The 25,107-nt window shown below is 33.6% G+C and carries 31 protein-coding genes and 1 pseudogene; 6 read left to right on the forward strand and 26 right to left on the reverse strand.

The window, feature by feature from the left end:
* Nucleotides 1–10: 10 nt before the first annotated feature.
* The 4 genes from ND855_RS05085 to ND855_RS05100 all read right to left on the reverse strand — a co-directional run bounded on the left by ND855_RS05085 (nucleotide 11) and on the right by ND855_RS05100 (nucleotide 3,036).
* On the reverse strand, nucleotides 11–304 hold the full coding sequence (locus ND855_RS05085; protein ID WP_265357455.1) for an STAS domain-containing protein: 294 nt from the start codon (nucleotides 302–304) through the stop codon (nucleotides 11–13).
* 120 nt (nucleotides 305–424) lie between these two features.
* Nucleotides 425–1,183, reverse strand: a complete 759-nt coding sequence (locus tag ND855_RS05090) for a polyprenol monophosphomannose synthase (RefSeq protein WP_265357456.1) — start codon at nucleotides 1,181–1,183, stop codon at nucleotides 425–427.
* 24 nt (nucleotides 1,184–1,207) lie between these two features.
* Complete coding sequence (locus tag ND855_RS05095; protein WP_265357457.1) at nucleotides 1,208–1,522, reverse strand: hypothetical protein; 315 nt, start codon at nucleotides 1,520–1,522, stop codon at nucleotides 1,208–1,210.
* Entirely contained in the window at nucleotides 1,519–3,036 is a 1,518-nt protein-coding gene (locus tag ND855_RS05100; protein WP_265357458.1) for an ArnT family glycosyltransferase, read from the reverse strand. The genes ND855_RS05095 and ND855_RS05100 overlap by 4 nt, the downstream gene beginning before the upstream one ends.
* Before the next feature lie 330 nt (nucleotides 3,037–3,366).
* On the opposite strand from ND855_RS05100, the gene ND855_RS05105 reads away from it, so the two are divergent.
* Complete coding sequence (locus ND855_RS05105) at nucleotides 3,367–3,867, forward strand: DinB family protein (RefSeq protein WP_265357459.1); 501 nt, start codon at nucleotides 3,367–3,369, stop codon at nucleotides 3,865–3,867.
* A 9-nt stretch (nucleotides 3,868–3,876) separates the two neighbouring features.
* Here ND855_RS05105 and ND855_RS05110 read toward each other — a convergent pair whose 3' ends face one another.
* From ND855_RS05110 to ND855_RS05130, 5 genes are read right to left on the reverse strand one after another with little or no spacing between them, the layout of a single operon-like run.
* A complete protein-coding gene (locus tag ND855_RS05110) occupies nucleotides 3,877–5,397 on the reverse strand; it encodes an SDR family oxidoreductase (RefSeq protein WP_265357460.1) in 1,521 nt (506 codons plus the stop codon).
* 46 nt (nucleotides 5,398–5,443) lie between these two features.
* Complete coding sequence (locus tag ND855_RS05115; RefSeq protein WP_265357461.1) at nucleotides 5,444–6,124, reverse strand: hypothetical protein; 681 nt, start codon at nucleotides 6,122–6,124, stop codon at nucleotides 5,444–5,446.
* 8 nt (nucleotides 6,125–6,132) lie between these two features.
* Nucleotides 6,133–6,390 (reverse strand): hypothetical protein, encoded by a 258-nt coding sequence (locus ND855_RS05120; RefSeq protein ID WP_265357462.1) that lies wholly within the window; start codon nucleotides 6,388–6,390, stop codon nucleotides 6,133–6,135.
* A gap of 15 nt (nucleotides 6,391–6,405) precedes the next feature.
* Nucleotides 6,406–7,530, reverse strand: a complete 1,125-nt coding sequence (locus tag ND855_RS05125) for a methyl-accepting chemotaxis protein (RefSeq protein WP_322113525.1) — start codon at nucleotides 7,528–7,530, stop codon at nucleotides 6,406–6,408.
* Between the two features lie 60 nt (nucleotides 7,531–7,590).
* On the reverse strand, nucleotides 7,591–9,393 hold the full coding sequence (locus tag ND855_RS05130) for an ABC transporter ATP-binding protein (RefSeq protein WP_265357464.1): 1,803 nt from the start codon (nucleotides 9,391–9,393) through the stop codon (nucleotides 7,591–7,593).
* Nucleotides 9,394–9,506: 113 nt separating this feature from the next.
* Here ND855_RS05130 and ND855_RS05135 point away from each other — a divergent pair, with 113 nt between their 5' ends.
* On the forward strand, nucleotides 9,507–10,238 hold the full coding sequence (locus ND855_RS05135) for a pseudouridine synthase (protein WP_322113526.1): 732 nt from the start codon (nucleotides 9,507–9,509) through the stop codon (nucleotides 10,236–10,238).
* Here the strand turns inward: ND855_RS05135 and ND855_RS05140 are convergent.
* The 3 genes from ND855_RS05140 to ND855_RS05150 form a co-directional block, all read right to left on the reverse strand.
* Complete coding sequence (locus ND855_RS05140) at nucleotides 10,228–11,058, reverse strand: thioesterase family protein (protein WP_265357466.1); 831 nt, start codon at nucleotides 11,056–11,058, stop codon at nucleotides 10,228–10,230. The two genes, ND855_RS05135 and ND855_RS05140, sit on opposite strands and share 11 nt — an antisense overlap.
* A gap of 139 nt (nucleotides 11,059–11,197) precedes the next feature.
* Complete coding sequence (locus ND855_RS05145; protein ID WP_265357467.1) at nucleotides 11,198–11,701, reverse strand: MepB family protein; 504 nt, start codon at nucleotides 11,699–11,701, stop codon at nucleotides 11,198–11,200.
* Between the two features lie 36 nt (nucleotides 11,702–11,737).
* On the reverse strand, nucleotides 11,738–12,064 hold the full coding sequence (locus ND855_RS05150) for a DMT family transporter (RefSeq protein WP_265357468.1): 327 nt from the start codon (nucleotides 12,062–12,064) through the stop codon (nucleotides 11,738–11,740).
* 149 nt (nucleotides 12,065–12,213) lie between these two features.
* Here ND855_RS05150 and ND855_RS05155 point away from each other — a divergent pair, with 149 nt between their 5' ends.
* The 4 genes from ND855_RS05155 to ND855_RS05170 all read left to right on the forward strand — a co-directional run bounded on the left by ND855_RS05155 (nucleotide 12,214) and on the right by ND855_RS05170 (nucleotide 14,441).
* Nucleotides 12,214–12,594 carry an ArsR/SmtB family transcription factor gene (locus tag ND855_RS05155; protein ID WP_265359344.1) on the forward strand — a complete coding sequence of 127 codons (381 nt, stop codon included), beginning with the start codon at nucleotides 12,214–12,216 and terminating at the stop codon, nucleotides 12,592–12,594.
* Nucleotides 12,557–13,021: an SRPBCC family protein gene (locus ND855_RS05160; protein WP_265357469.1), complete on the forward strand. Its 465-nt coding sequence runs from the start codon at nucleotides 12,557–12,559 to the stop codon at nucleotides 13,019–13,021. The genes ND855_RS05155 and ND855_RS05160 overlap by 38 nt, the downstream gene beginning before the upstream one ends.
* Before the next feature lie 44 nt (nucleotides 13,022–13,065).
* Entirely contained in the window at nucleotides 13,066–13,533 is a 468-nt protein-coding gene (locus ND855_RS05165) for an SRPBCC family protein (RefSeq protein ID WP_265357470.1), read from the forward strand.
* A gap of 308 nt (nucleotides 13,534–13,841) precedes the next feature.
* The gene (locus ND855_RS05170; RefSeq protein ID WP_265357471.1) at nucleotides 13,842–14,441 is read left to right on the forward strand and encodes a glutathione S-transferase family protein; all 600 of its coding nucleotides are present in this window, start codon (nucleotides 13,842–13,844) and stop codon (nucleotides 14,439–14,441) included.
* A gap of 41 nt (nucleotides 14,442–14,482) precedes the next feature.
* Here ND855_RS05170 and ND855_RS05175 read toward each other — a convergent pair whose 3' ends face one another.
* From ND855_RS05175 to ND855_RS05235, 14 genes and pseudogenes are all read right to left on the reverse strand, one after another.
* Nucleotides 14,483–15,061 (reverse strand): YdeI/OmpD-associated family protein, encoded by a 579-nt coding sequence (locus ND855_RS05175; RefSeq protein ID WP_265357472.1) that lies wholly within the window; start codon nucleotides 15,059–15,061, stop codon nucleotides 14,483–14,485.
* A gap of 198 nt (nucleotides 15,062–15,259) precedes the next feature.
* The gene (locus ND855_RS05180; protein WP_265357473.1) at nucleotides 15,260–16,192 is read right to left on the reverse strand and encodes a hypothetical protein; all 933 of its coding nucleotides are present in this window, start codon (nucleotides 16,190–16,192) and stop codon (nucleotides 15,260–15,262) included.
* A gap of 79 nt (nucleotides 16,193–16,271) precedes the next feature.
* The gene (locus tag ND855_RS05185) at nucleotides 16,272–16,415 is read right to left on the reverse strand and encodes a hypothetical protein (protein WP_265357474.1); all 144 of its coding nucleotides are present in this window, start codon (nucleotides 16,413–16,415) and stop codon (nucleotides 16,272–16,274) included.
* Between the two features lie 280 nt (nucleotides 16,416–16,695).
* Nucleotides 16,696–17,307, reverse strand: a complete 612-nt coding sequence (locus tag ND855_RS05190) for a lipoprotein (RefSeq protein ID WP_265357475.1) — start codon at nucleotides 17,305–17,307, stop codon at nucleotides 16,696–16,698.
* Between the two features lie 844 nt (nucleotides 17,308–18,151).
* Complete coding sequence (locus ND855_RS05195) at nucleotides 18,152–18,439, reverse strand: hypothetical protein (RefSeq protein WP_265357476.1); 288 nt, start codon at nucleotides 18,437–18,439, stop codon at nucleotides 18,152–18,154.
* Between the two features lie 174 nt (nucleotides 18,440–18,613).
* A complete protein-coding gene (locus tag ND855_RS05200; protein ID WP_265357477.1) occupies nucleotides 18,614–18,982 on the reverse strand; it encodes a HepT-like ribonuclease domain-containing protein in 369 nt (122 codons plus the stop codon).
* Nucleotides 18,975–19,274, reverse strand: coding sequence for a nucleotidyltransferase family protein (locus ND855_RS05205; RefSeq protein WP_265357478.1), 300 nt, complete (start codon nucleotides 19,272–19,274; stop codon nucleotides 18,975–18,977). Before ND855_RS05205 ends, ND855_RS05200 begins: the two co-directional genes overlap by 8 nt.
* Nucleotides 19,275–19,417: 143 nt before the next feature.
* Nucleotides 19,418–20,233: an integrase core domain-containing protein gene (locus tag ND855_RS05210; protein ID WP_265359345.1), complete on the reverse strand. Its 816-nt coding sequence runs from the start codon at nucleotides 20,231–20,233 to the stop codon at nucleotides 19,418–19,420.
* A gap of 126 nt (nucleotides 20,234–20,359) precedes the next feature.
* Nucleotides 20,360–20,644 (reverse strand): annotated as a pseudogene (locus tag ND855_RS05215) (leucine zipper domain-containing protein); the annotation flags it as partial.
* Nucleotides 20,645–21,315: 671 nt separating this feature from the next.
* A complete protein-coding gene (locus ND855_RS05220; protein WP_265357479.1) occupies nucleotides 21,316–21,684 on the reverse strand; it encodes a nuclear transport factor 2 family protein in 369 nt (122 codons plus the stop codon).
* Nucleotides 21,685–21,899: 215 nt separating this feature from the next.
* Nucleotides 21,900–22,154 (reverse strand): DUF3630 family protein, encoded by a 255-nt coding sequence (locus tag ND855_RS18825; RefSeq protein WP_407658701.1) that lies wholly within the window; start codon nucleotides 22,152–22,154, stop codon nucleotides 21,900–21,902.
* A 14-nt stretch (nucleotides 22,155–22,168) separates the two neighbouring features.
* Nucleotides 22,169–22,681: a hypothetical protein gene (locus ND855_RS05225; protein WP_265357480.1), complete on the reverse strand. Its 513-nt coding sequence runs from the start codon at nucleotides 22,679–22,681 to the stop codon at nucleotides 22,169–22,171.
* Between the two features lie 726 nt (nucleotides 22,682–23,407).
* Nucleotides 23,408–23,986, reverse strand: a complete 579-nt coding sequence (locus tag ND855_RS05230) for a DUF5063 domain-containing protein (RefSeq protein WP_265357481.1) — start codon at nucleotides 23,984–23,986, stop codon at nucleotides 23,408–23,410.
* A gap of 215 nt (nucleotides 23,987–24,201) precedes the next feature.
* Complete coding sequence (locus tag ND855_RS05235; RefSeq protein WP_265357482.1) at nucleotides 24,202–24,930, reverse strand: hypothetical protein; 729 nt, start codon at nucleotides 24,928–24,930, stop codon at nucleotides 24,202–24,204.
* Nucleotides 24,931–25,107 lie beyond the last annotated feature (177 nt).

A 25,107-nucleotide genomic window follows, 5' to 3' on the forward strand; every position in this document is an offset into this window, starting at 1 on the left:
TGCAAAGAGATCAAACAAGTAAATGGCCACTCAGGTTTAAGATTTTTAAGATTTTTTGAATCTGAGGTTTTACATTTGTCAGAAAGAGTCTCACACCTTTTTTTTGGAACATCATTTTTTTGTATAAAAGTAGACCAAGAACGGCAGAGGAAACTTCTTCCACATTGGAGAAATCAACATAAATCACACTCAAATCATTTTGAAAGAGTTTTGTCATTTCCTCTTCTAGGCTTTGTGCAGAATACAAATCCAAACTACTCACTTCGATTCGGTAACTTTTTTCTTTTGTAAGTTCTGAAACCATTTTGTCCCTCACAGAAAGATCTACGGAATCCAATTGAAATACATTAGAGTACAAGCGAAAAAAACAGTTTTAATTTTTTTTCATTTCCCATCCATTTTTGATCCAAACACTAAAGTTTGTTTAGGGATGGATGTGGGAATTCCTTCCTTTTGATCCTAGGAAAAGGTGATGAGATTGCCTCCACTGGTACCATTTGATCGAAATCAAATCCCAAAGGAAATAAAAGATCACACCTGAATCTAATTTGGAATGGCCCCAAGTTCGAAGTCCAAATGTATAACCAATTTCTGCGATTTTATCTGTTTTTACGATACCCAAAATTTCAAATAGGATTTTGTATCCTCTTGGGTGTAATTTATCTTTAGTGTCTAAGTAGACTGTTTTGCGAATTCCAAAAAATCCACTCATAGGATCTGATATTTTTACAGGAAATAACCATTCGGAAATTTTTGTAGCAAAAAGACTTGCTAACTTCCGTAAGATGGGAAAATTTCCATATCCACCATCCTTACTCCTTCTTGTCGCAACAACGATATCATTGTCTCTTAAAAGTCGAATTACATCTGGAATTTTGGAGTAATCATGTTGGAAATCCGCATCAACAACAACAAATTTGTCACCTTCCGCTTGGTTGTAACCAAAGGTAACTGCTGAACTTAAACCTTTTTCTGTGAGCCTAACAAATGGTTTCACTCGTGAATCATATTTTGCTAAAACTTTGGAAACTTCAAAGGTTCCATCAGGTGAATTATCATCAACTATAATGATTTCAAATGGAAGGCCTTCTTTTTCTAGGACTTTCGTTATGGTTTCAACACAGTTTTTGATATTACCTGCTTCGTTGTAAGTTGGGAGTATTATACTTGTTTTATCTTTCATGACTGGTCATTCAACTTTATACTCTTAAAAAAGCCCCTTTGTTAAGTTTTTTATACATACTTCTCCTGCATGACAGGAAGTTAGGATTGAATTGGAACATCCATTAAACAATTGGTATTGTTTTGAACAGAGAATTTCACAGGCAAATTGAACTAATTTTGGATCTTGTTGTTTTTTTTGATCTTCACTCAAACAGTTGTTAATCTTTTCACACATGTATTTGCATTGAGGAGCTTCCATTTTTGAAACTTTTTGTCCGAACTTGGGAAGGTTATCTTTGGAAAAATCCCAAATTGAAACAAAAAATAAGAGTAGTAGAAGGATTCCGTACTTTTTCATTCCAAATTTCCTTTTTTCCATAAACTAATTTCCGTTTGGAATTTATATTTTTCCATTTTAAAAAGAGAAGATACAAATGATTTTACATTCATTTGTAGGTGTTGTTTCCATTGGAACCAAGAGTTAACTCGATGAAATTCATTCGGAACATTAGTATCAATGAAACTGATCAGATAGTTTGATTCGGAACAATTTTCCTCTATTGTAAGTGGCAATGCAAATTTGACCTTTGTATTGATGAGTTTGTTTTGAACATCCATGGCAGTCCATGGATTCTCGGCCACAACACAAACAGAATTTTCACCAACTTCTTTTGCCACCTCACGTAGATCTGGATCGGAAAGTGGTTTTAATAGGAAAAAGATAAGAATTGGGATCACTAAGATTTGTGTGATGAGTATAGCTCTCCATTGGGTTTTAATACTTTGGAAAAAACAAAGTGAACTGACGATGATAAGAACACCTAATATTGAAAAAATAAACAAATTATGTAATCGTAAAACAATAGAAAGTAATAATAAGATAAAATATATAATGAGTATACTGTATCGATTTAACTTAGCCAGAAGAAGTGTTTGCCATGATATTTTTTGCATCGCCGGTAGAAGGAATAAAAAGCTAATAAATGGAGTTACATAGTATGGATCTTTTCTGTTTGGAAGTAGATGTAAACAAGTAACCATTACGAAAAAAACAAGTAGTGTTGATACATAAATTTGGTGTTTGATTTGTTTAGGGGAACGGATTAAATTCCAAACTAACATAACCAGCGGAATGGTAAATGGTATTGTGTAAATAAGCCATCCCAGCCAAATTCGTAATCCTGATTGGTTTGAGGAATAAAACTTTCCAATGTTTTCAGTGATAAAGAAAAAGCGGAGTAAATCTTTACCCGATGGAATTTGAAAATACAAAAAAGATATCCAGATTAGTGGTAAAATAAAGGTCAAAACAAAAGAGAAAAGAACGAATTTTTCTCTGTATATCCAGTTCCACTGAAAAGTGATTTTCCCACTTCGAATACGAATCAGTTTTACATAAAAATAACTGAGAAGTATAAAAAGGACGTAAACATGTATAATCGGTCCTTTTAGTAAATAACCAATCCCAGTAACCAAACTACCAATGATTAAATAAGAAGTTTGTTTTGTTTGTTTGTAAAAATAAAATGAATAAAAATAAAAAAGTAAAAAGAATACCATTGGTCCTTCCATCATGAGAAGTCCAAAAAATTTAAGTGATAAAAATGAGAAACCAAAGAGTAGAGTGGTGAGTAAAGTTTCTGATCTGGATTTACTGATGGTAAATACCAAACGATACAGTAACACCATAGTACCAATTCCAAAAGCGAAAGCAACCAATCGTTCAGAAAGATAATCCACTCCAAAGAACGAATCTGAGGCCATTCCCATCCAAAAAAGCAGTGGTGGTTTGTAAGGATTCGGTAAACCAGAAAGAGAAGGTAAAAGGTAACTTCCTAGCTCTAAGCTCTCTCGAATGGATCTAATGTGCATGATTTCATCCCCTTGAGGGAAGGGGGCATCCGGGACACCCAGTAAGGATCCAAAAATTACGAGAAGTACTCCAAAAAGAAGATAAACCATATTAGTCTTAAATACCATAAACAAAGATACTGACTAGTCAGTCAATATGATTAACATGAAGAATTCGCAAAAATCTTGCGAAAATAGAAGGAAAGGATTGGTTCGATAGTTCATTGGATTTGAAACTGGGGTATTTTTGTTTCGATTCCATTTGAAACTTCAAAGAAAAAATAGAAAAAAATACGAGATGAAAGAAATTACACTTTCCACCCTGATCAAAAGCAGTCTAAACTAGTCGTGATGTCATCATGGGGAAACGATAATGGAATTCTTTTACAACAAGGAATTACTTTACTTGCTTCCCTTTCTGATCGATTGTATCTTCAAAAACAAAATAATTCTGAATCGAGTGTCGGTGAACATATACGCCATGTGATAGAACATTACCAAATGTTCCTAGAAGGAATTCAAATAGGTCATATTGATTATGATAAAAGGAAACGTGACCTTTCGCTTGAAGTGGACCGAATCCTTGCAATCAATCGTTTACAAGAATTATTCACTTTTTTCGAAACAAAGTATTTGCCACTTGGGCAAGTATTAATTTCACAAAACTATAATCCAGACGCTCCAACTCCGATTGTCACATCCACAATTGAGAGGGAACTATTATTTTTGGTTTCTCACACTGTTCATCACTATGCAATCATTGCATTAGTATTAAAAGATGAAGAAGGTGTCATTCCACCATATTTTGGTTACTCACCTGCAACATTGTATGCAAAATTACAAAGTAAATAGATTTAGATTTCACCAGTCGATAGGGAAATAATCCTTTAAAAACTTACCAATCCAATGTTTGCCTGAATTGACTCCGTCAAACAATGGATCAACGACTCTTGCTGCCCCATCCACAATATCTAGCGGAGGTTGGAAATCATGAAGGTCTTGTTTTCGTTTTGCAAGTTCAATGGGATCTTCATCGGTCACCCAACCAGTATCAACAGCATTCATAAAAATGCCATCTTTTGCAAAGTCTTCTGCTGAGGTATGAGTCATCATATTCAACGCAGCTTTCGCCATGTTTGTATGTGGATGACGGTCTTCTTTTTTAAATCGATGGAATTTTCCTTCCATTGCTGAGACATTGATGATGTGTTTTTTGCCAGTATTATCCTTGCGCATAATACCCACCAGTCGATTGCAAAGAACAAAAGGCGCCACCGCATTTACAAGTTGTACTTCTAACATTTCAGAAGTATTAATTTCTCCAAGTTTCAATCGCCAACTATTTGTTTTTCTGAGGTCTACCTGTTGTAAATCAGCATCTAATTTGCCTTCAGGGAATACGGATTCCAATTCATGTGAATTGTCATGTGAATATGGGATTTGCGAAAGTGCAGCAGAAGAACGGATCCCAACACCTGGAGTTTTATGATTCCAGCTAACGGCTAACGCAGTTGCAGTGTCTTTCATTTCAGAGTCGGAGCGGTAAGAATCCAATTCATTTTTACAGTGTTGGTAAAAACTTAATAGTTTTTGTGCCTCGGATGGTAAGTCGGTAATTGAAATTTTTTCTGTTTCTAGTAAATGGGAATAAAAGCCTGGTGGTCTTCTTACTGTTTGTGCTGCATTATTGATCAGGATATCCAATCTTTCTAGGTGGTTTTCTAAGAATTTACAAAAAATTTCCACACTTGGTGTATGTCGTAAATCTAAACCAAAGATTTGTAATCGGTCTTTCCATAAGTGAAAATCAGATTCCTTTGAAAAACGAATCGCTGAATCATTTGGAAATCTAGTTGTCGCGATGACTCGAGCACCTGATCGTAATAATAACAAAGTGGCTTGGTATCCAATTTTTAATCGCGAACCAGTAATGACGGCAACAGTTCCTCTTAAATCGGCAGTTTGGTATCGTTTGGAGTAATTGAGTTCCGCACAACTTGGACACATTGAGTCGTAAAAAAAATGTAATTTTGTAAAGGGAGTTTTGCAGATATAACAAGGTTTAGGTTGGGATAATTCGGTGGCATTATCCCATGACCATCCAGCTGAATTGGAAATTTGTAGTGGTGCCTTAAAGACTGCGGACTCCCTTGCTCTCCTAATGCCTGTCAATGCAGTCTTTTGTTTTTCTTGGGTTTTTAAACTTTCTTTTTTTTCAATACGAACAGTTCGATTTCGTTTTCGAACTTCATTTCGATCCGGTCTTGAAATTTTCCCACATAGGATCATTAACTCAAGACGTTTTTCTGCTGGTATGGTAACAAGATTTTTTGGTGAATCTAAAAGTGTTTTTAGTTCACGAATTAAAGAATCTATGTCCATAAAACCAGAATTTTAGGAACTTTGGGGTAAGCAACTCTCTTTGGAATTAGATTTTTTGAATTCTAATCTTTCGATTGCCAGTAAACCGAATTGTACCATCCATAATGCATGAATTTTCCATTTCAGAATGAAGGTTTTTTACCTGCTCTCTCATATTTTGGACAAGTGAAATCACTTCAAGCGTACTATTACATTGTAATTGAGTGAATAATTTTTCTTTATCGTAGTAGAGTGCCTGTAACTGTTGTTCCAAGAGATTCAAAAGAGAATCTTCATGAATATTTTGACGATTATCAGTGGAAGTTTCCTCTATCATCAATTCACGAATTGGTTTGGTTAAGAATTCTTGGATTTCGTTTAGGTCTTCATCATGGATGAGTGGTTCTAATGCGATAAGAATGTAAGTTGTTAGAGATGCTTTAATGATTAGATTTGGATCAGCTTCTCCAGTATTAAAATTTTGGTATTGGATTTGAGTGTTGAGTTGTTTCCAATAACATTTGAGTTCCACATATTTAGAGAAAATTAGAACACTCAATTCTTCTTTAATTTCAACATCATTCAATATATCCAAAAATTGATGGATCAGAGAATCAAACCAAAGATGAATTTTGTTTTTATGTTCTTCGGTTTGTTCAAATCCAATCATCCATTCATTTATGTTTTCGGAGACTGATGTTTTAAAGTTTTGATTCGAAAGTTTTTCTTTAATAAATTGTAATTCCATACATGTCTCTATTGGTTTGAATTTTTATGGAATCGATGATTCGGTATGTAAGCTGACGAAATTGATTCAATCTGAATTCGATTTGTGTCTACTTTTCTGTAATTTTCTTTAAACGAGTAAAGGTAAGTTAATTCCCTGTGTAGGTTTTGGAATTCATGGATGATTGTGTCTATGTCAGAAGAACCTAATTCTAATTCCAGTTCTTCTTTTTCCTTGTACAATGCGACAATCTGAGATTCTAGATGTTCTTCTAATGTTGGATCCATTATAGATTAGACGAATTACTTTTTCAAAACAGAAATAATATTGAATTCGACAAGTATACTCCAGGAACGTTTACTTTGGCCAATTCGCACTGGTTTTATAATTCGAACTAAGTGATTTGCGTCCATTTGTGTGTAGGACTCTCCTCTTTGGATGGCAAGTAATGCTTCGGTATTGAGTCCCTCCACTTTGGAACCCAATTGATCAATTTCGGGATGTGAAGCAAAATTACCCTCATACGTCACAAGAGAGGTGGTTCCCATTCCAAATATCTTTTTGGGAGATAATTCTTTTTGGAGTTGTTCCAATGAAAAATCTGCTCCTAAAATCCCTGCAAATTTCGAATGTAAAAACAAATTGGTCATCAAACTAGTCATCTTGACAGTTTTGCCTTCGATAGGATAGTCATAAGGTTCCATCATCACGTCTTCACCTAAATCACGTGGTAAGACATACCATTCATTTTCACCTGGAACATCATAACCTTGTAATGGCTCAATTGAAATTCGGCCAGCGTGTCGATGGCAATAGGGAACAAACCTACCTTTGGCATCGTGGCCTTCTTTGTTTTGGTATTCAGAATCCTTTTCGTCAATGACATTGGGCTCACAACAGATTGCATAAGCTAACTGTTGTTCATTTTGAATTAAATATTCTTGTAGGATGAGTAGTAGGTGTTCTCGTTTCATACCTATATTTGCATGCACCAAACTTTGGATTAAAAATTTTAAGCCATACAATGAGGTAGCCATGATATAGAATTTTGATTCTAATTCTTTTGCAATATTGTTTGTCCAAAGATCTGCATATTCGATGATGGATTGTTTTTCCATTTCTTGGACATCAGCATTGGCCTCTGAGTTTTCTAAATTGATTCTAGATAAAATTTCAGAGATTTTTTTAGTTGCTTCCGAAGTTTGAAAAGACAATTTTGTGACTTCGTTTGCAACTATTTCAAAACCACGTCCGTGTTCACCGGCTCTAGCTGCTTCAATCGAAGCATTTAATGCCAGTAAGTTGGTTTGTTTTGCAACTTGTTGGATGGAGGATGCAACGGAACCTATTTCTTTTGATCTTTCACCAAATGAATCAATCAGTTCTTTGAGTTTTTTCATACCCAAATTTGAATATTTGTCATCCATCCTTAAGCCATCCTGAAATCAGATTCTGTTCTTTAATGAATATCGGAGTTACCTGTAATCTTATTGATATCCAGCCTGTTGCAATCGAAATAGTTTCTCATATTTTCCTTTTTTCGATAGTAAGGTTTCGTGATCTCCCCATTCCGTTTTTTTACCTTGTTCTAAAACTAGAATTTTATCCGCCATTCTTACCGTTGAAAATCGATGAGAAATCAAAATGACTGTTTTCCCCATTGTATGTTCTCTAAAGTGTTCGAATACTTTCATTTCCGCTTCCGCATCAATAGCAGAAGTTGGTTCATCCAATATTAAAATGTCAGCTTTTGATCTCATAAATGCTCTCGACAAAGCAATCTTTTGCCATTGCCCGCCAGAAAGTTCTCTACCATCTTGGAACCATTTTCCTAAACGTGTTTGGTATCCCAAATCCAAACGAGTGACAAATTCGTGAGCCATCCCTAATTTTGCTGCACTTATCCATTGTGATTCTGTTTGAATTTGTTTTACATCTCCCATCCCAATATTGTCACCAACCTTAAACTGGTATTGAACAAAATTTTGAAAGATAACACCAAATCGTTCTCTTAATGATTCTTCTTCCCAATCTACAAGATTGATTCCATCCAAATAAATATTTCCTTTGGTAGGTGAATACAAACGAGTCAACAATTTGATTAATGTAGTTTTCCCAGATCCATTTTCTCCAACAATTGCTAATTTTTCACCTGCTGGAATTTCGAAACTAATATCTGTTAGAGAATCATTGGTTGATCCAGGATATAAAAATGATACTTGGTCAAATATGATGCCAGTTTTGTTATTTGTACTTTTATGGATGCCTATTTTTTTCGGTATCGGTAAGTTTAAAAATTCCATAAGGTTATCAATATACAAATGATCTTCGTAAATTCCACCGAAAGCAGACAATGCATTTGCAAAAGTCGATTGTCCTTGGCGAAATATGACCAAATACATTGTCATTTCACCTAGAGTAATTTGTTTTTGTAAGGCGAGACTGACAATCCAAATGTAAGAACCATAAAATGCCAATTGGCTAATTAATCCTAAGAAAAAACTGACAACACTTTTTTTAACCGTTAGTTTCTTATCTTCAGCATAGATTTTTTGGAAATTATTTTTGTATCGATTTAAAAATTCTTTTCCTAAGTTAAAGAGTAAAATTTCTTTTGCGTTATCTTCTCTTGCCATTAATGTTTCTAGATAAACTTGTTCTCTAGTTTCTTTTGCCTTCCATCGAAAGAGTCTGAAATTATGATTTGAGAACTTAGTTTCAGCTATGAAAGTGGGTATAGCAGCTATGATCAAAATTATCGAAGCTAATGGAGAAAGTTTTACGAGTAATCCAAAAAAGCTAACAATTGTGATTGAGGATTGTGCGATTGTAAAAAATCGATTTACCATCGATAGAGGTTTGGAAGATGCCTCTGATCTTGCTTGTGTCATCTGATCGTAAGTTTCAGAATTTTCAAATTGTGAAAGTTCTAGTGTGATTGCTTTTGAAAGGATCCTTTCATTGACCTCTTGGCCCAGTTTAATCCTTAGTAGGGTTGTGCAAAGATAGTATAATTTTTGAGCTCCAAAATAGATAACAGTAATGATTCCCTCAATGTAAACATAGGTTGCAGTTTCAGAATAAACTAGGTCATACCAATTTCCAGATTCAATTTTCGAGGGTAAGATGGAATCGATGATTAGTTTTCCGATCCAGACCAAACTTGAAGGAAACAATCCATTTAAGATTGTCAAAATTGTAATGAGTAATGTTAAGGTAGGGGAACTGTGATAAGCGAGTCGAAACGCAATTTTGGATGATTGAACAATGCGGAAAAAAGTACCCAACATACAGGTTAGATTGTTTTCGGAGGGATGTTTCGATAGCTTTTTTTAAGAAATTACATTGAAAACATTGAATTCCACTTTCCGAATTTTAATTCACTTGTTTCGATGTTACTCGTATGCCAAAGGAAAGATTGGATAAAGTTCTGGGAAATTTTGGATTAGGATCTAGGTCCGATGTAAAAAAGGAAATTTACCAAGGGAACGTAAAAGTAAATGGAATCGTTGTTAAGGACCCCGGTTTTAAAATCACAATCAATGATGTAGTTGTTTTTTATGACGAAACTTTGATTCGCAAAGATTTTTATTATTTTATGATGAATAAAGCTCCCGATTGTATCACTGCTACGGAAGACCCTCGAGAAAAGACTGTTATGGATTATCTAAGTGAAAGGCATCAAAACATGAATTTGTTTCCTGTCGGAAGATTGGATAAAGAGACAGAAGGGCTGTTACTGTTTACAACAGATGGAACTTTGGCTCATTATTATACTTCTCCTAAACATTTTGTTGAGAAAGAATACTATGCAGAAATTTCAGAACCAGTGACAAAAGAGGACATCTTGAGTTTTGAAACTGGAATAGTGTTAGATGATGGATACAAAACTTTGCCTGCTCGGCTGGCGATAACTGATGAAACAAAACCTCATATAGTCACTGTTTGGTTAAAAGAAGGGAAGTATCGTCAAATCAGAAGGATGTTCCAAAGTTTGAGTAAAGAAGTTTTGTATCTAAAACGAGTGAGAATGGGAAATTTAAAGTTAGATCCAACAATTCCTCTTGGAAGTTACCGAGAGTTGACAAACGAAGAAGAAACTCTTCTTAAACAAAAAATACCAATCATTCAATAAATCTTTCTATTTTGTCAAAAAAAGCAGCAGGTGCTCGCCTTGGCCTTGAGTTTGAAAGAGAGACAAACAACTGTTCGTCTTTCATACTTGCAAGTAAGCTTCCTTTTGAGTCTAAAATATCTTGTCTGAAATAAAACCGGATTTTTTCAAAACTTTCGATCCAACTTAAGATTTTCACATGAGTTCCGGGATCTATTGGTTTGTAGATCTGTATTTCACCGCCCATAAAAAAAGTAGTAGAGTCAGTTTCTTTGATTAAATTAAGATCTACAATTTCTTTAAAAAATAGGAAACGGCCTTCTTCAAAAATTTTCCAAATGGAATCAGAAGGTAAATTCCAAAAACAATTCATATCACTGTAAGGAATGTAATAATCATGTTCCACAATGTTTTGATTGATTGGTTTGGGATGGATTGTAAATTGATAGGGGGTGACACTTAATTTGGGAAGGTCCAGAATTTTGATGATAATTCCATCCTTCACCAAGGTTGATGTGGATTCAATTTCACATGCTTTTTTTCCATTGGAACCTACTATGGATTGTTTCCATAAAAGATTTCCATCATCCATGCCATAAATTTCTGTTTCAACTGTCATTTCTGAATTTACAAATTGTTGGTTGAGGAATCTTACATTTGTGGATCCAGGAATATAACTAATATTTGTGTTTAACATTAGTTCAATGGGGCAACCATATTCTCTTAATACTTCACATCGTGCATCGTAAGCGAACCGTTCATAAGTTCGACTCGTGACATGTCGATTCCAATCTAAATCAAAGTGACGAGTAGACAATGTTTTGCGGAAAATTTGATTCATTCCACCTTTCTTTCCATTGGAATGGATAGGTAAAGAAAAAATCTAATGTTGATTAAGGTGATCTTTCTGTTATTTGGAGAACACCAAAAGTGATGATGCACTGAATCAATTGTAAGCCTCAAATTATGTTTTTCTGAAATTATTTCATAAAAATGTCAGATAAAAATTTAAGATAATGATCATCTATAGTTTTATCATTTGATGCAAGGAAAAAAGGTGATTGCCATTCTTGCGTTAATATTCCCTGTTTGTTATTGGGTTTGTCCCATCGAGGGTAAACTCTGAAACCTAGTTTCCCTTTTAGTTTGCCAAAAAGAATTCCTCTTTCATTTAAAATTTCTTTGTTAAATAAAAAATATCCAATATTGTCTTTATGAATCGTCTCAATGATAGTAAGATCAAAAGAGTCTTTATATTGATAAGGCTCGATAGGTCCATTTTTACTTCTTTTCCAAAGAGTAACAAAAAGTCCATTTTTTTTGGGTGTATTATTTGCTGTCCGAAAAATCACCTTCTGATTGTTACATAGAAAACTACAGGCATTGTAATTTTTGCTCTCCTTTTCAATGACGAGATTTTCAATTTTTAATTCTAATGGATCAAAAAGATCTTTTTGTATGTTAACTAAATAATCAGGGAACATGTGAATGAATTTGTTTGTTGTAGGTAAATTTCAGGATTAGTGAGAAAGAAACTTAAGTCCAATGATAGATACCACCAAAGTGGCAAGGAAAAAAATCCTCCAAAATTCTATTGGTTCTTTGAAGAAAATTATTCCAACAATGACGGTTCCAACTGCTCCTATCCCCGTCCAAACTGCGTAACTAGTTCCTATTGGTAAGGATTTGGTAACTTGTATCAGTAAACCCATACTGATACAAAGTGAAACAAAAAAACCTAAATACCAATAATAAACCAAATTACCAAAGGAATCCTTTGCCTTTCCTAAGCAAAAAGCAAACAGAACTTCAAATAAACCCGCAAGAAACAGTAATACCCAGTTCATACAAACTCCACTAGAACCGATATACCATGTTCTCTTTCAACTGTAAATTGGTTTATTCTTAAGATTATCCCGCTAGATCACATTAAATATTTATTCAACTATTTGGTTTAGTAATTGACTAAAAAAAATCAAACTAGATGTTATACCAAATGGTTGAATATAAGAAAAAAGAACAGATGTTGAACAGGGTATTTGCAGCGCTTGCTGACCATACAAGAAGACAAATGTTGGCAAGGCTTAGAAAGGGTTCTTTGAGTATTTCGGAACTTGCTGAGCCAATTTCGATGTCGTTTGCTGGAGTCGCAAAACACATCGAAGTTTTGACAGAAGCAAAGTTGGTTCGAAAAGTTCGTGCACAAGAAGACGGGCGAAGTTATCGATTGGAACTTGAAAACCAAACATTATCAGAAGCAAGTCATTGGATACTATATCACCAAGAGTTTTGGACGAATAAATTAGCAAGGTTAGAGGCATTCTTAGAGGAGAAAGAACATGAACCCCCAAGTAATAAAAGTCGAAAGAGAAATTAATGCAGATTTAAATCGAATTTTTCAAGCATGGTTAAATGCAGAACATCTTTCACGTTGGTTTTTGTCAGGAGAAAATATTGGCATTGAATCTGTTTTTATCGATCCAAGACCTGGTGGAAAATTTTCAATTAACATGAGTTTAGATGGAAAAATATTCCCACATACAGGTGAATATATAACCATTGAAGAGCCACACAAATTGGTATTTACTTGGTGTTCTCATGCAACAGATAACAGAGTAACGCTAGTTACTGTTACATTAAAGGATATATCTAAAAAAACAAATGATATAAATGTAACATCGAATCAGCCAAGAACTTTAGTAACCTTGGTTCATGAAAAATTAATCAGCGATATTGAAATTAAAAACCATAATCATGGCTGGACAAATGTACTGGAAGCCTTAGATATTTGGTTCCGTGACTAGATTTAATAAAGATATAATAAAATTATTTAAATAAGGAGTGTTGTATGGGAATTTATCACAAAATCGGAGTTAAAGCTTCCATTGATGAGGTAAAGAGTGCATTGACCACAAAGTTAGGTTTGTCTAATTGGTGGACAAAAGATGTAGGCGGAATTTTTGCAAACGGAGTTTCCGCTATAGGTGAAGTGATTACTTTTGAGTTTGGTCACGGGAATGCAATTGAGATGAAAGTACAGGAGATTTCTCCTAAACAAGTTATCTGGGAATGTGTTTCAGGACCAATGGATTGGATTGGTTCTCATATTGATTTCCAATTGAATTTAGGAAAAGCAACAAAAGGCGAAGAGAAGACAATCCTTTACTTTCGGCATCATGATTGGAAAAACGAATCTGAGTTTACTGCGCATTGTAGTATGAAGTGGGCTACGTTTCTTTTGAGTCTCAAAAATTTACTGGAAACTGGAAATGGTAGACCCGCGCCGGATGATATTAAAATTGATGATATGAACTGATTTTCAATCATACTATTATATCTTCATTTGTTCTTTGTCATGATGCAAACTTCATTTCTTGCATTCTAATTTAAATATAGAATTGTAAAAATCTCAAGTTAAAATGTGAATCAAGGATTATCATTCAATTTGCATCCTGATTAGGAGAAGGATAATTCCATCCAATAAGTTAAAAATGGGGTTAAAATAAATTATAATACATTGATAAATTAAATTTAATCAATGTATAGAAATTAGTTAAATTCTAGCAATAAAATTGAAGAAATTATTGCCAATTGTATCTTATTTTCTTTAATATCAAGATTAAGATGGAATTATATGAATTTGCGTTGTCTGGAAATTGTTACAAAGTTAGATTGATGTTGTCTTTATTGAATTTAGAATATGTTAGTCGAATTGTTAATGGTCCCGAAAAAGAACATAAATCTTCTTCCTTCTTGGAAATGAATCCTTTTGGCCAAGTCCCAGTATTCAAAGATAATGATATTGTTTTAAGAGATAGCCAAGCTATATTAGTATACTTAGCGAAAGCTTATGGAGAAAACGATTGGTTCCCTGAGAATCCTGTCGATGCAGCGGAAATTGTAGGATGGTTATCAACAGCTGCAAACGAAGTAACACGAGGTCCAAGTGCATTACGTGCACATTTTATATTAGGACGTCCCATAAATTTGGAAGAAGCCAAGTCTGTAACAACAATTCTTCTGAATGTTTTAGAGAAACGATTATCAGAATTTCAATGGTTGGCTACAAATAAGGTTACTATTGCTGATATAGCAATTTATCCTTATATTGCGCTCGCTCATCAAGGTAATGTCAGTTTATTAGAATATAAATTTGTTCGAGAGTGGATGAACCGAATTCAAAATTTACCTGGATATATAGGTATGTTAGGATTGACTTCTTAAATTAAGTTTTCTAATGATTGGTAAGTGCAATGTCGGGAATTTTATTGTAGTTTTTCGCCGTTTTCCAGTTTTATAATGATTTCCTTTATGCGTTTTTCTCTTGTCTCAGCTTTTTTTGCTGTGTGTAGTTTGAATGCAATTGAGTATAAATTTGTTTTATTGAGGTTTTTGTAAACTTCAGTTGCTTTTTTATTCTTTTGAAGTTCTTTCAGAAAGTCTTCAGGAACAGACATTTTGCTTGGAGAATCATATGCTTTTTCCCATCTACCATCAGCTTTTGCTTTTTCGACAGCTTCTAAACCTACTGGTTTCATTTTTCCTTCATTGATTAGCCTTTCCACATGTCCTATATTGATTTTTGACCAAATACTCTTTGTTGTTCTTGGAGAAAATTTTTGTAACCATGATTGTTCATCATACGATTGTTTTTGGCTATCGATCCACCCGTAACATAATGCCACATCAAGTGCTTCTGCATATGTAATTGTTTTTTTTCCTGATTCTTTTTTGAAAATCTTGATCCAAATTCCAATAGAACTTTTATGATTTTTGCGAAGCCAAATTTCGAATGATTTTGATGTCGAAAATTCAATTATAGGTAAATTATTTGTTATAGCCATAAGATTTCGATACGACAGGAAATGTATTGAGATTCTATCTTTTCAAAAGGTTCGTTTCCATCAATATTTTGTCATTACCAATTATTGGATAACGTCTTTAGAGGAGAGTTTTTAGTTTATTAATTTTCATAATTATGATTTCGAAACTTTGTAGATAAAGTGAGAGTTCCCTTGGAAGCTTTTTTTACTTTATTGTGATCATTTTGAATACAAATATTGAAACCTAGCAGTTTCATCTTTAAAAATATCTTCCGGTATGAAAGTTAGGTTAAAATCTCCATTATTCATACAATTTTGATCACTTGCATAATTATTTTTTCCTAATGGATCTTTAGGAGTTTTTATGCCTTTAATCATAGCAATTTTGTTTTCAAACCAAAAGATGATGTTTACAGTATCGTCAACAGGCACATTGGCATATATGGAATTTGAGTAACTCCATTTAAAATTAATCCTTAATTTAGAAGTGCTGAATACAGAGTAGAATATAGAATTTTTTTCATCAAATTTTAATGATTTTAAGTTAATCTTAATACAAGCATTATCCACTGGAAGATCAAAATTCCAGAGTGTAAATTTATCAATATTGTCAAATTTTCTATATTGAATGACGTTGGGTAAGGATTCAGAGAATCTTTCTTGGTTAGATCCAGCATACTTCCATTCATTATCTATAACTTTATAGAGATTGTATGATTTTCCTGGGTTAATATTGGTAAATTTTACATATATATTCTTGTTAAGATTTAATTCCGCATTTTTATAATAGGCATGAATTTCAAACATACCTGCAGAATCTAATTGTAAATGTGAATTTTTTTCAATATATTCTAAAGAATATCCTGATGATAAAAAATGAATCGGAGTATTGTATTCCTTTATTTCTACTTCAACATATTCGCCTTCTTTATAGATTGAAGGTAACGCGATACTGTCCTTAGGGAAATGATAGATTGATCCATTTTTAGTAGTGATCTCATTATGTTGATTTGGTAGAATATAGAACTTTTGCGTTTCTGGTGCAAGTTCGTTAAAAATAGATGGTATCTTTGTTTTTGCAGGTGCAATCATTCGTTTTTGATAGAAGTTACAACCAACAAAAAAGATTAAAAATATCGATATTTTTTTCATTTTATTTCCCTTATACATTGCAATTAATTATGACATTATGAGATGAGTAACACTTATTAGTTAAGGTTTTTGGTATCTGTTATTTGTATGAACTAAGATCATAAATGATCAAGAATAAATTTTGATCGATGAAGGCTAACGGATTGGAACCTGATCCAATGGAAATTGAATTGTTTGCATTTTTGATGGCCACATTAAACCCGTTAAATGGTTTTCTGACCATGATGAGATGTCCATCTCCAATTGTAGCTACTCATGTCAATCATATTTACTTGTTCTGGAGTTTTCAAGTTGAGGTCCATTTTTTTTCCTCTGAATCCTTCCTTTCCACTTATATCCACGGTATTAAACTCCTTCCAAGGCATCCCTGAAGCCTCCTGAAAGGTGATCTAAAGGGATGAATGACTTGAAAGTGATACCTATGTGTCACAGTCCAAACAAGGGCGCAAGTCCCGAAGCGAAACGTTAAAGTACTGTTAGGCGAACTTGAATTATAAAAGAAACTATTTGATGAATTTCAAATTCTCAAAAAATTGACTTGATTCTTCAAGAGTCAAACGTAAGTCATTTCCGAGAAAATAGATATAAGCATCAGCGGTATCATTTTTATGGATAACGATTAAGTTGCAATACTTATAAGAAAAATTGAGCTTAGGATCAAATTCAAATAAACTATTGCTTCCCCAATTAGCATTAAAAACATCTGATTGAATTTTCTCTGGTAGAGGGTTTGATTTAATTTTCGGATTTTCTCCAGCTAAATTCATAAGAATAAGTATAAAATCTTGAGCATATGAATTATCATTTGGTTTAACAATAAATGCACTAGGATTATTTTTTAAAAATTCTTCATACTTATCAATTTTATCTTTAAAGGAATTAATATGATATCTTATTTCAGTACCTTTGGATTTATTTATTAGAGCATAATCAAATTTAAAGGGACCATCATATAAAGTCATATTAAGTTGATAATTTACAGGTTTTAAATTTTGAATTATCAACTTATTTGATTTCAAAAGATGTAAAAAATCAGTTGTAAATTTATTTTCCTGAGTATTTTGAAAACTCGCACAAGCTACAAAAAAGTAGGCCAATAAGATTCTTTTTTTCATTTTTCTTTCCTATCAATTATTTAATTTCAGTTTCGCATATAGGTTTAGGGGAGATAATGTTCCCTGTCCCTGCGGGACGTTAGGGACTGGCATGTCGCTTGCGTAAGCAAGGCTAATGCCAGAAAGGGAATTTGCCGCAGGCCGAGGGAGGGCTTATCCCGAAGCGAAGCGGTAAGGTGCTGTTATACGAAGTAAAAAGTGTAAAAGACTAAATTGGAAAAATAACGACATATTTATAAACTATGAAAACCATAGTTGGGCAAATAAATATAAAAATAATAGAAAGTCCGATTTTGTTTCTGAATAACAATGAACTATTAAATTTTTCTGAAAATAAAATGAGAGATTGTAATAGTAGATTTAAAATTAATGCGAAAATAAAAATTAATAATGATTTCAAATTTGAATTTGTGATAAAATCTATTATGTATATTGAAAGTAAAAGCTCAAAGATTGAAGATAAGAGTGATCTCCATTTTAAACCTTCTCTTTCAAAAAAAAGTATTTTTATGATTTCGTATTTTAAAAATGCAAAAATTAAACTATTGAAATGGGTACACCGAAGAATATAATAATTAGTCCAGTATAGTTATAGTGGGCTAATACAAGTAAGTTACTAGTAATCGAATTCATTTAAAAATCTCTGAATTTTCAGTTTAGGAAAAATAATCCATATTCAACCAATAATTTCTATTCTTAAAAAAGTTCTATTAAACTCTGTTTCATTTAGAAAAAACTAGGTTTTTTTAGATTTTGCTGGTTTAAAAAAACCACAAGACTTTAATAAAAATATGAACTAATTGTTAATTTTTTCTTAAAAAGAAGAGTTCTAAATTGGTATATTTTAATTGCTAATTCCGAATTTGATATTTGCTTTTTTATCGCAATCTTTCAAATCTTCTATTGCGAGAAAACAACTAAATAAAGCTCCATCTTTCAGAGCGGTCTCATTATTTTGTTCTGCTCTTTTGTAATTGATCGTAGCTATAGAGCATATAAAGTTTAAATCAGCTTCTTTACCAGATTTGTTTTGCGTACCTTCTTTGCATCTATCTCTTGCAGATTGGTTATTTGGGACACATTGAATTAGGATGATACAGGTGAAAAATATAAAAATATTAAGTTGATTCATATTTTATTTTTTTATGGCGTATAACGAATTAGTCTTAACGACGTAGGTTGACCCTGAGTCCCAACGGGACGTTAGGGACTGGCACGTAGTTTGCGGACGCAAGGCGAATGCCAGAAAGGGAATTTGCCGTAGTCCGAGCGAGGGCTAGTCCCGAAGCGAAGCGGTAAGTCGCTGTTATGCGCCGTTGAGTTGTTCAAGAATTAATTGAACAGTAAGTTTTAATTCAGGTATTTTGTTTTTACAGATATTATAAATTATTTCGTGATCAAGACCTTCATAATGATGAGAAATCACGTCTCTCATTTTCATAATTTTTTCCCAGTCTGTGTCAGGATAATTATTTAGAAATTTATTATCTAATTTTGTAACGGATTTAATATTATCTCCGATTGCTTGTAATCTCATAGCAATTGAATCAAGTATAGTAATTCCATCTTGGGAACTAATTAGATCATCCGTATATTTAATTTTTAAGAATCTATTTTCAATGATTACGATCGATTCAAGAATAAATTCGAACCTTTCGTATATTTCTTCAGACATTTATAATATCTTTTTGAATTCTATTAAGAAAGGAAGGTTTAATTTGATTCCTTTTTCGAACAAGATCAACATTGCGTTCAAAAAGCTTTTCTAAAAATATTTTTAAACCTACAAAAGAATCAAAGTCAGGAGATTTCATTTCAACGAGTAAATCAACATCGCTATTCGAATTAACTGTATCTTTAGCAAAAGACCCAAAGACGCCGATTTTCAGTACACCAAAATCATTATTTAGAATTGGTTTAATTTTGGTTAATTCCTCAATCAATTCCTTTTTGGTTTCTACCTTCATATGTTAATTTTCCAAATTCAGAAGAAAAAGTCAATAAATGAGAAATTGAATTTCTTTAAGAATTTACCTTCTTTGATCAATTTCCTTAATTTTTTGCTGATTTAAGGTGATTTTTAGGTATGACTTCAAGACATGGGTAACGGTTAGGTATCAGGAGAATGGTAACACTTTTTAGATAACTTTCTTGGTTTATGAACTTTGTATGAGTTAGGATCAGAAATGATCAAGAATAAATTTTGATCGATGAGACCTAACTTATTGGATCCGAACCAAATGGAAACGGACTCGTTTTCTTTTTTGATTCCCACATTAAAACCGTTAAATGGATTCCCGATCATGATGAGATGTCCATTGTAATTGATGTAACCTCTGTTGTTCACATGCCTTTGCTTGAACCCATAAGGATATGAGATTAGTAAATCAGCATTTGTATCGAATGGTTTGTCAGACTTCACGTAGATCTGTTCAGGAGTCATCATTCCTAGAGCTTCGTGAGGTCTATTTCTGTTAAAATCGATTCTCCAGTTATCGAAGAGCTTTTGGAAGAGAGTGATGTTTCCGACGATCTCATGTTGTAATTCTCGAGCCATGTCCCTATGCATACGCTCATGAGCGCCATTCTGATAAGGTTTTCCAGGTTGAATGCGATCAAGTTTGATTCCTAGAGAGAGCCACCAAACAGAAAGTTTAGTGAGTCCCCAAAGCGACAGCATAGAAGCAAAAGGGGGACCATTGTCGGAGCGAATGACATCAGGTAATCCGTAGATGGAGAATAACCTAGTAAATTCAGCCTTAACGGAAGCGATGTCCCCTTTCTTAAGAGTCTTTATAGAGAGAATGTATTTGGAGAAATCATCACGAACTGTGAGAGGATTCACTTTCTCTCTTTCTGGAGTGTACCACCAACCTTTGAAGTCAACAGTCCAAACATGGTTAGGTTTGGTAGCTTTCTCCGGCATAGAGATTCTTTGCCCAGCGTTCGTTGGTCTTCTTTTTCTCTTAGTGTCTTGTAGTCCCGCTTTCTTGAGAATGCGTTCAATTGTAGATCTGTTAGGAGCCTTGCGATTATGGAATTGAGTCTTGTAGAGTTCTAGTATTTTCTTAGGACCCCAGAACTTTCTATTGTTCTTGATTTTAATGATCTCTAGAATTGTTTCTTCAGCGATCTTAGCTGGAGAGTTCTTAGGTGTTTTCTTCTTATCGAGAAGTCCATCTTTCCCTTCTCTGAGAAACCTTTCTTTCCATTTATATCCACACTTAGTGGAGATACCATACTGAGCACAAAGCTGAGTAAAATTGACGCCTATCTGGAACGAATCCAGAACGAATTGAAATATTAAATCCACGGTATTAAACTCCTTCCAAGGCATCCCTAAAGCCCTCCTAAAAAGGTGATCTAAGGGGATTAGAAACCTGAAAGTGTTACCTATGTCTTGCTACAAAAGTGTTACCCATGTCCTGAGGCATACATTATGCCATTTCGTATAACGAACTAGCCTTACCGAAGTTCCCTGACCCTGAGTCCCAGCGGGACGTTAGGGACTGGCATGTAGCTTGCGAACGCAAGGCGAATGCCAGGAAGGGAATTTGCCGTAGGCCAAGCGAGGCCTTGTGCCGAAGCGCCGCGGTAAGGTGCTGTTATACGAAGTGCCAAATGATTAAGATTTAATTTTTGTAACAAAAAATACGAGAACAATCGTTTATACAACTATTTCTAACTTGATTATTTAAGTTTGGATCTTTTGTTTTTGCAAGAAATTGAAAAAGGAACGATATGTCTTGGATATTATTACAACTTTCATAACATTGCTTTTTCTCTTCACAATCGATAATATAATTTATTCGATCGTTTTTATAATCCAGTGAGAAAGGATTTTTCCCTTTTGAATAAATTGTTTGTATAATAGAGAGGAAAATGAATACTAATAAAATCTCTTTTTTAAATGAATGCATATCTATTTTTATTTATTAAATTGTAGAATTTGAGTAGAATTTAACTAGAAGTATATACAATAATCAAATTTGATTAATTTTGTAATTGCTAGAGATTTTCAATTTTTGGTTTTCCGATCATAAACCAAGCATTCATAATTTTAAAGTTTTTAAGTTCATATATCGCAAGGACATCAACGAAACCCTTACCTTCTGGAAAATTGCGTGATACGATTTCAATATCTACAACTTTATCATCAACTACATGTCTTGAAATCAATTTTGCAAAAAGATCTTTTTCTTTGAATCTTTTAATATGTCTATTTCTTATCTCATTAATTCCATCTGCGATTAACTTGTCTGGATGTATGTATACTTTTGCATTTTCATCCCAATAAGAAATAAATCTATCTATGTTTTTTTCATTATAAGCAATTAGTTGATTTGAGATAATTGTAATTTTGTCTTGTTCTTTCATATTGTTTGGCATTTCGTATAACGAACTAGGGGAGACGACGTTCCCTGACCCTGAGTCCCATCGGGACGTTAGGGACTGGCATGTAGCTTGCGTAAGCAAGGCGAATGCCAGAAAGGGAATGTGGCGTAGCCCTAGCGAGGCCGTAAGTGCCGAAGCGCAGCGTTTCCCCGCTGTTATCTGCAGTTGCGTTTTATTTAAAATTGGTTTAGTTTTACTTATATAGAAATTTGATTAAAAATTTCATTAATCATTAATTCGAATTCATTATTTTTACTGTCTGAAATTATAGAAATTCCAATATAATGTTCTCTGTGCAAAGTATATTTAGTATTATTTAAAATGAAATCATAATAGCTTTGATCAAGTCCATCGAGTTTCTCGGTAAATTTTATTTTAAAATTATGTAAAAGTATTTTGACTATTAGTTCGAAAGTTTCAAAATCACTTTTTTTTGTAATTAATTTTTCCATTTTTGAAAATTCATTCAGTCTAGATTAAAAAAGGTAAATGTAATGATGTCCGGTAAAGGGGGAATTAACGATACTTTAATCTGTCTATTGGATTCGATAATGCAATTTAATTTTACTTCTTTATTTCCGTAATATTGTGATATGAATCGATTTTTTATTTCATTTTGGAAATTGATAGTAAATGTCTCATCTGCATGCTCGGTAATTGAGGATATATTTGAGGAATCTAAAATCACAAAATTATTAGGGTTAAACTTTATAAAACCTACAATCCATTGTTTATCATTTATTGCAATTATCGTTTTTTCCAACTCAGTGCATCTATCATCGGTAATGCTTAAAATGGATTCATATAATGCATTTAATTTAGCTTGTTCACTCTCTGACCAGGCAGCAGATATTGCTCCGAACACTCCTCCAATGTAAGGTGTTGACCCAAGTATTGAAATAAGAAACCTATAAATTCTGTTATGATTTCCTATCCCTTCTTTTCTCTTTAAGAAATCGGATAATTTGTTTATTTCCATATCATTTACAACTTATATTTAACAAAGATTGAAATTTAAAAGTTGGATATGAGCAATTGCAGATAACGAACTAGACTTAACGACGTAGGCTGACCCTGAGTCCCGAACGGGACGTTAGGGACTGGCCACGACACTTGCGTAGGCAAGGGGAGTGCCAGAAGCCTATGTGTCGGAGACCGAGCGAGGCCTTGTGCCGAAGCGAAGCGTTAAGTCGCTGTTAATTGCAGTGTCCAATGAATAGTAAAGAATTCGAATAGGAAAGTAAAGAAGTTATATCTATTCTCTTAAAATTACTTCTTCTTAATTTCTTAAATCAATTTTCGCGTGAATATCCCAAACAGAGTAAAGTAAAACGGAACTGTGTTAGAAAATAATCAATTAAAGATAATAATGAGAAAGACGTTAAAAGAAACTAAGCCTAAATAAAATTCTTCAATTCTTTCTTTTCTTAATTCTTCGTCTTTCTCTTTTCACAAGCTTTGAATAAAAACATTCAGCGAAAATTTTAAACAAAAATTTCTTAAATTCTTTTTTTTTGGACATTGCAATTAACGAACTAGCCTAACCGACGTAGGCTGACCCTGAGTCCCGGAACGGGACGTTAGGGACTGGAACGACGCTTGCACAAGCAAGAGGAGTGCCAGAAGCCTATGTGTCGCAGACCGAGCGAGGCCGTAAGTGCCGAAGCGAAGCGGTTAGGTGCTGTTATACGCCGTGAGTAATTTTTTAAATAGGATGCTTTTTGCCATCATAAATAAGATAAGGCAAATATCTTAGTGCATCAATACAATGCTTTCCCCAATGATGAATAAAGCTCCATTTTAAATTCCAAAGACCATCTTCTACTATTTCGTTACTTTCCATAGACTCAATTTTTGTTAATTGAGTTTTTACATCATGATAGATATCTGAAATATCATCATCTAACCATCCTTGAATTGGGATTTTGTCTTCTTCTTCCCATCCAGGACTAGGCTTTCCGTTTTTTTCAGAATAAGTTGGATCGAAGATTTCCCAATATAAAGATTCTTCCTTCAAGTTTGAAATAAGTGAACAATTTAAATTTTCAAAATATTTATCATCATCTATTTTATTTTCATCATTAAAGTATACTAAAGGAATAGAATCAAATAAGTGACCAGATAAATAAAGAGAAATTAAGGCTTCATGTAATTTCGGATAAAATTCTAAAAGAGGTATATTTGGATTTTCCAATAAGTCAATTAAGCGATTCGCATTCAGCAACATCGTTCTCGTTGTTTCTGTTTCTAAAAAGTTAATTATTTCATCAGATATTTTATTCATTTTTTAATAATAGTTACTTTTTACTCATGGCGTATAACGAACTAGACTTACCGAAGTTCCCTGACCCTGAGTCCCGGAACGGGACGTTAGGGACTGGCATGTAGCTTGCGTAAGCAAGGCGAATGCCAGAAAGGGAATTTGCCGTAGGCCGAGCGAGGGCTTGTCCCGAAGCAAAGCGGTAAGTCGCTGTTATGCGAAGTAATTTATTGATAAAATTAAAATGCTAAGCCTGCAAAAATATTTATTTGATAATAATCCGAATTTTTTTCCTTATTTCGGAGAAGATTCTCGTTTATGTAAATAGCATTTATTTTGTTAGGAATAGAACCGGGATAATATTCTGGATTATAAGTTATATGAGTATTTTTTTTTCCTGCTTCCATATATCCGTATTGAAATTCAAAACCAATTGGAATAAAATCAAAGAATTCCTTTCTAAATCCAATGCCGACATTTCCGAAATATTTATCAGAAAAAACATTACTTTCCTTATAAGGTTCAATCTCTAGTGATCCGCCTCTAATTGTGGAATAATTTTGGATTTCCGAAGTATACCCTTTTTCAAATCCTAAGTTAAAACTTCCGTAGAAATCTCCCCAAAAAAAATATTGTGATGAAATAGAGAATGTTTCGGAATTTCTAGATCTTGAAACATTAAAAATTTCGCTAGATCCAGGTAAATATCCTTGATAGCTATAATTTTTTTGTTTTGAACTTAATCCAACTCCATAATTGAAGCCAACAAAGAAATTGTTTGTAATTCCAAATAAAAAATGAAGATTTGGGGAGCTTTCCGTTTCGTTTGTAAAGTATTTAGTGTTTGTCTGTAAAAATCCAACTGGAGAAACAAGAAGGTTTATTCGCTTCCTTTCTAAGGTTTCTGATGAAATTCCATTCCAGATTGAAGTAGATAGAAAGAGCGTTATTATTATTTTTTTCTTCATATTCTTATAAATTTAAATTATTTCGCATAACGAACTAGGGGAGACGACGTTCCCTGACCCTGAGTCCCGAATGGGACGTTAGGGACTGGCACGTAGTTTGCGGATGCAAACGAGTGACAGAAAGGGAATGTGGCGCAGCCCAAGCGAGGCCTCGTGCCGAAGCGCAGCGTTTCCCCG

The organism is Leptospira paudalimensis (assembly GCF_026151345.1).
In the GTDB taxonomy this organism is placed as follows: domain Bacteria; phylum Spirochaetota; class Leptospiria; order Leptospirales; family Leptospiraceae; genus Leptospira_A; species Leptospira_A paudalimensis.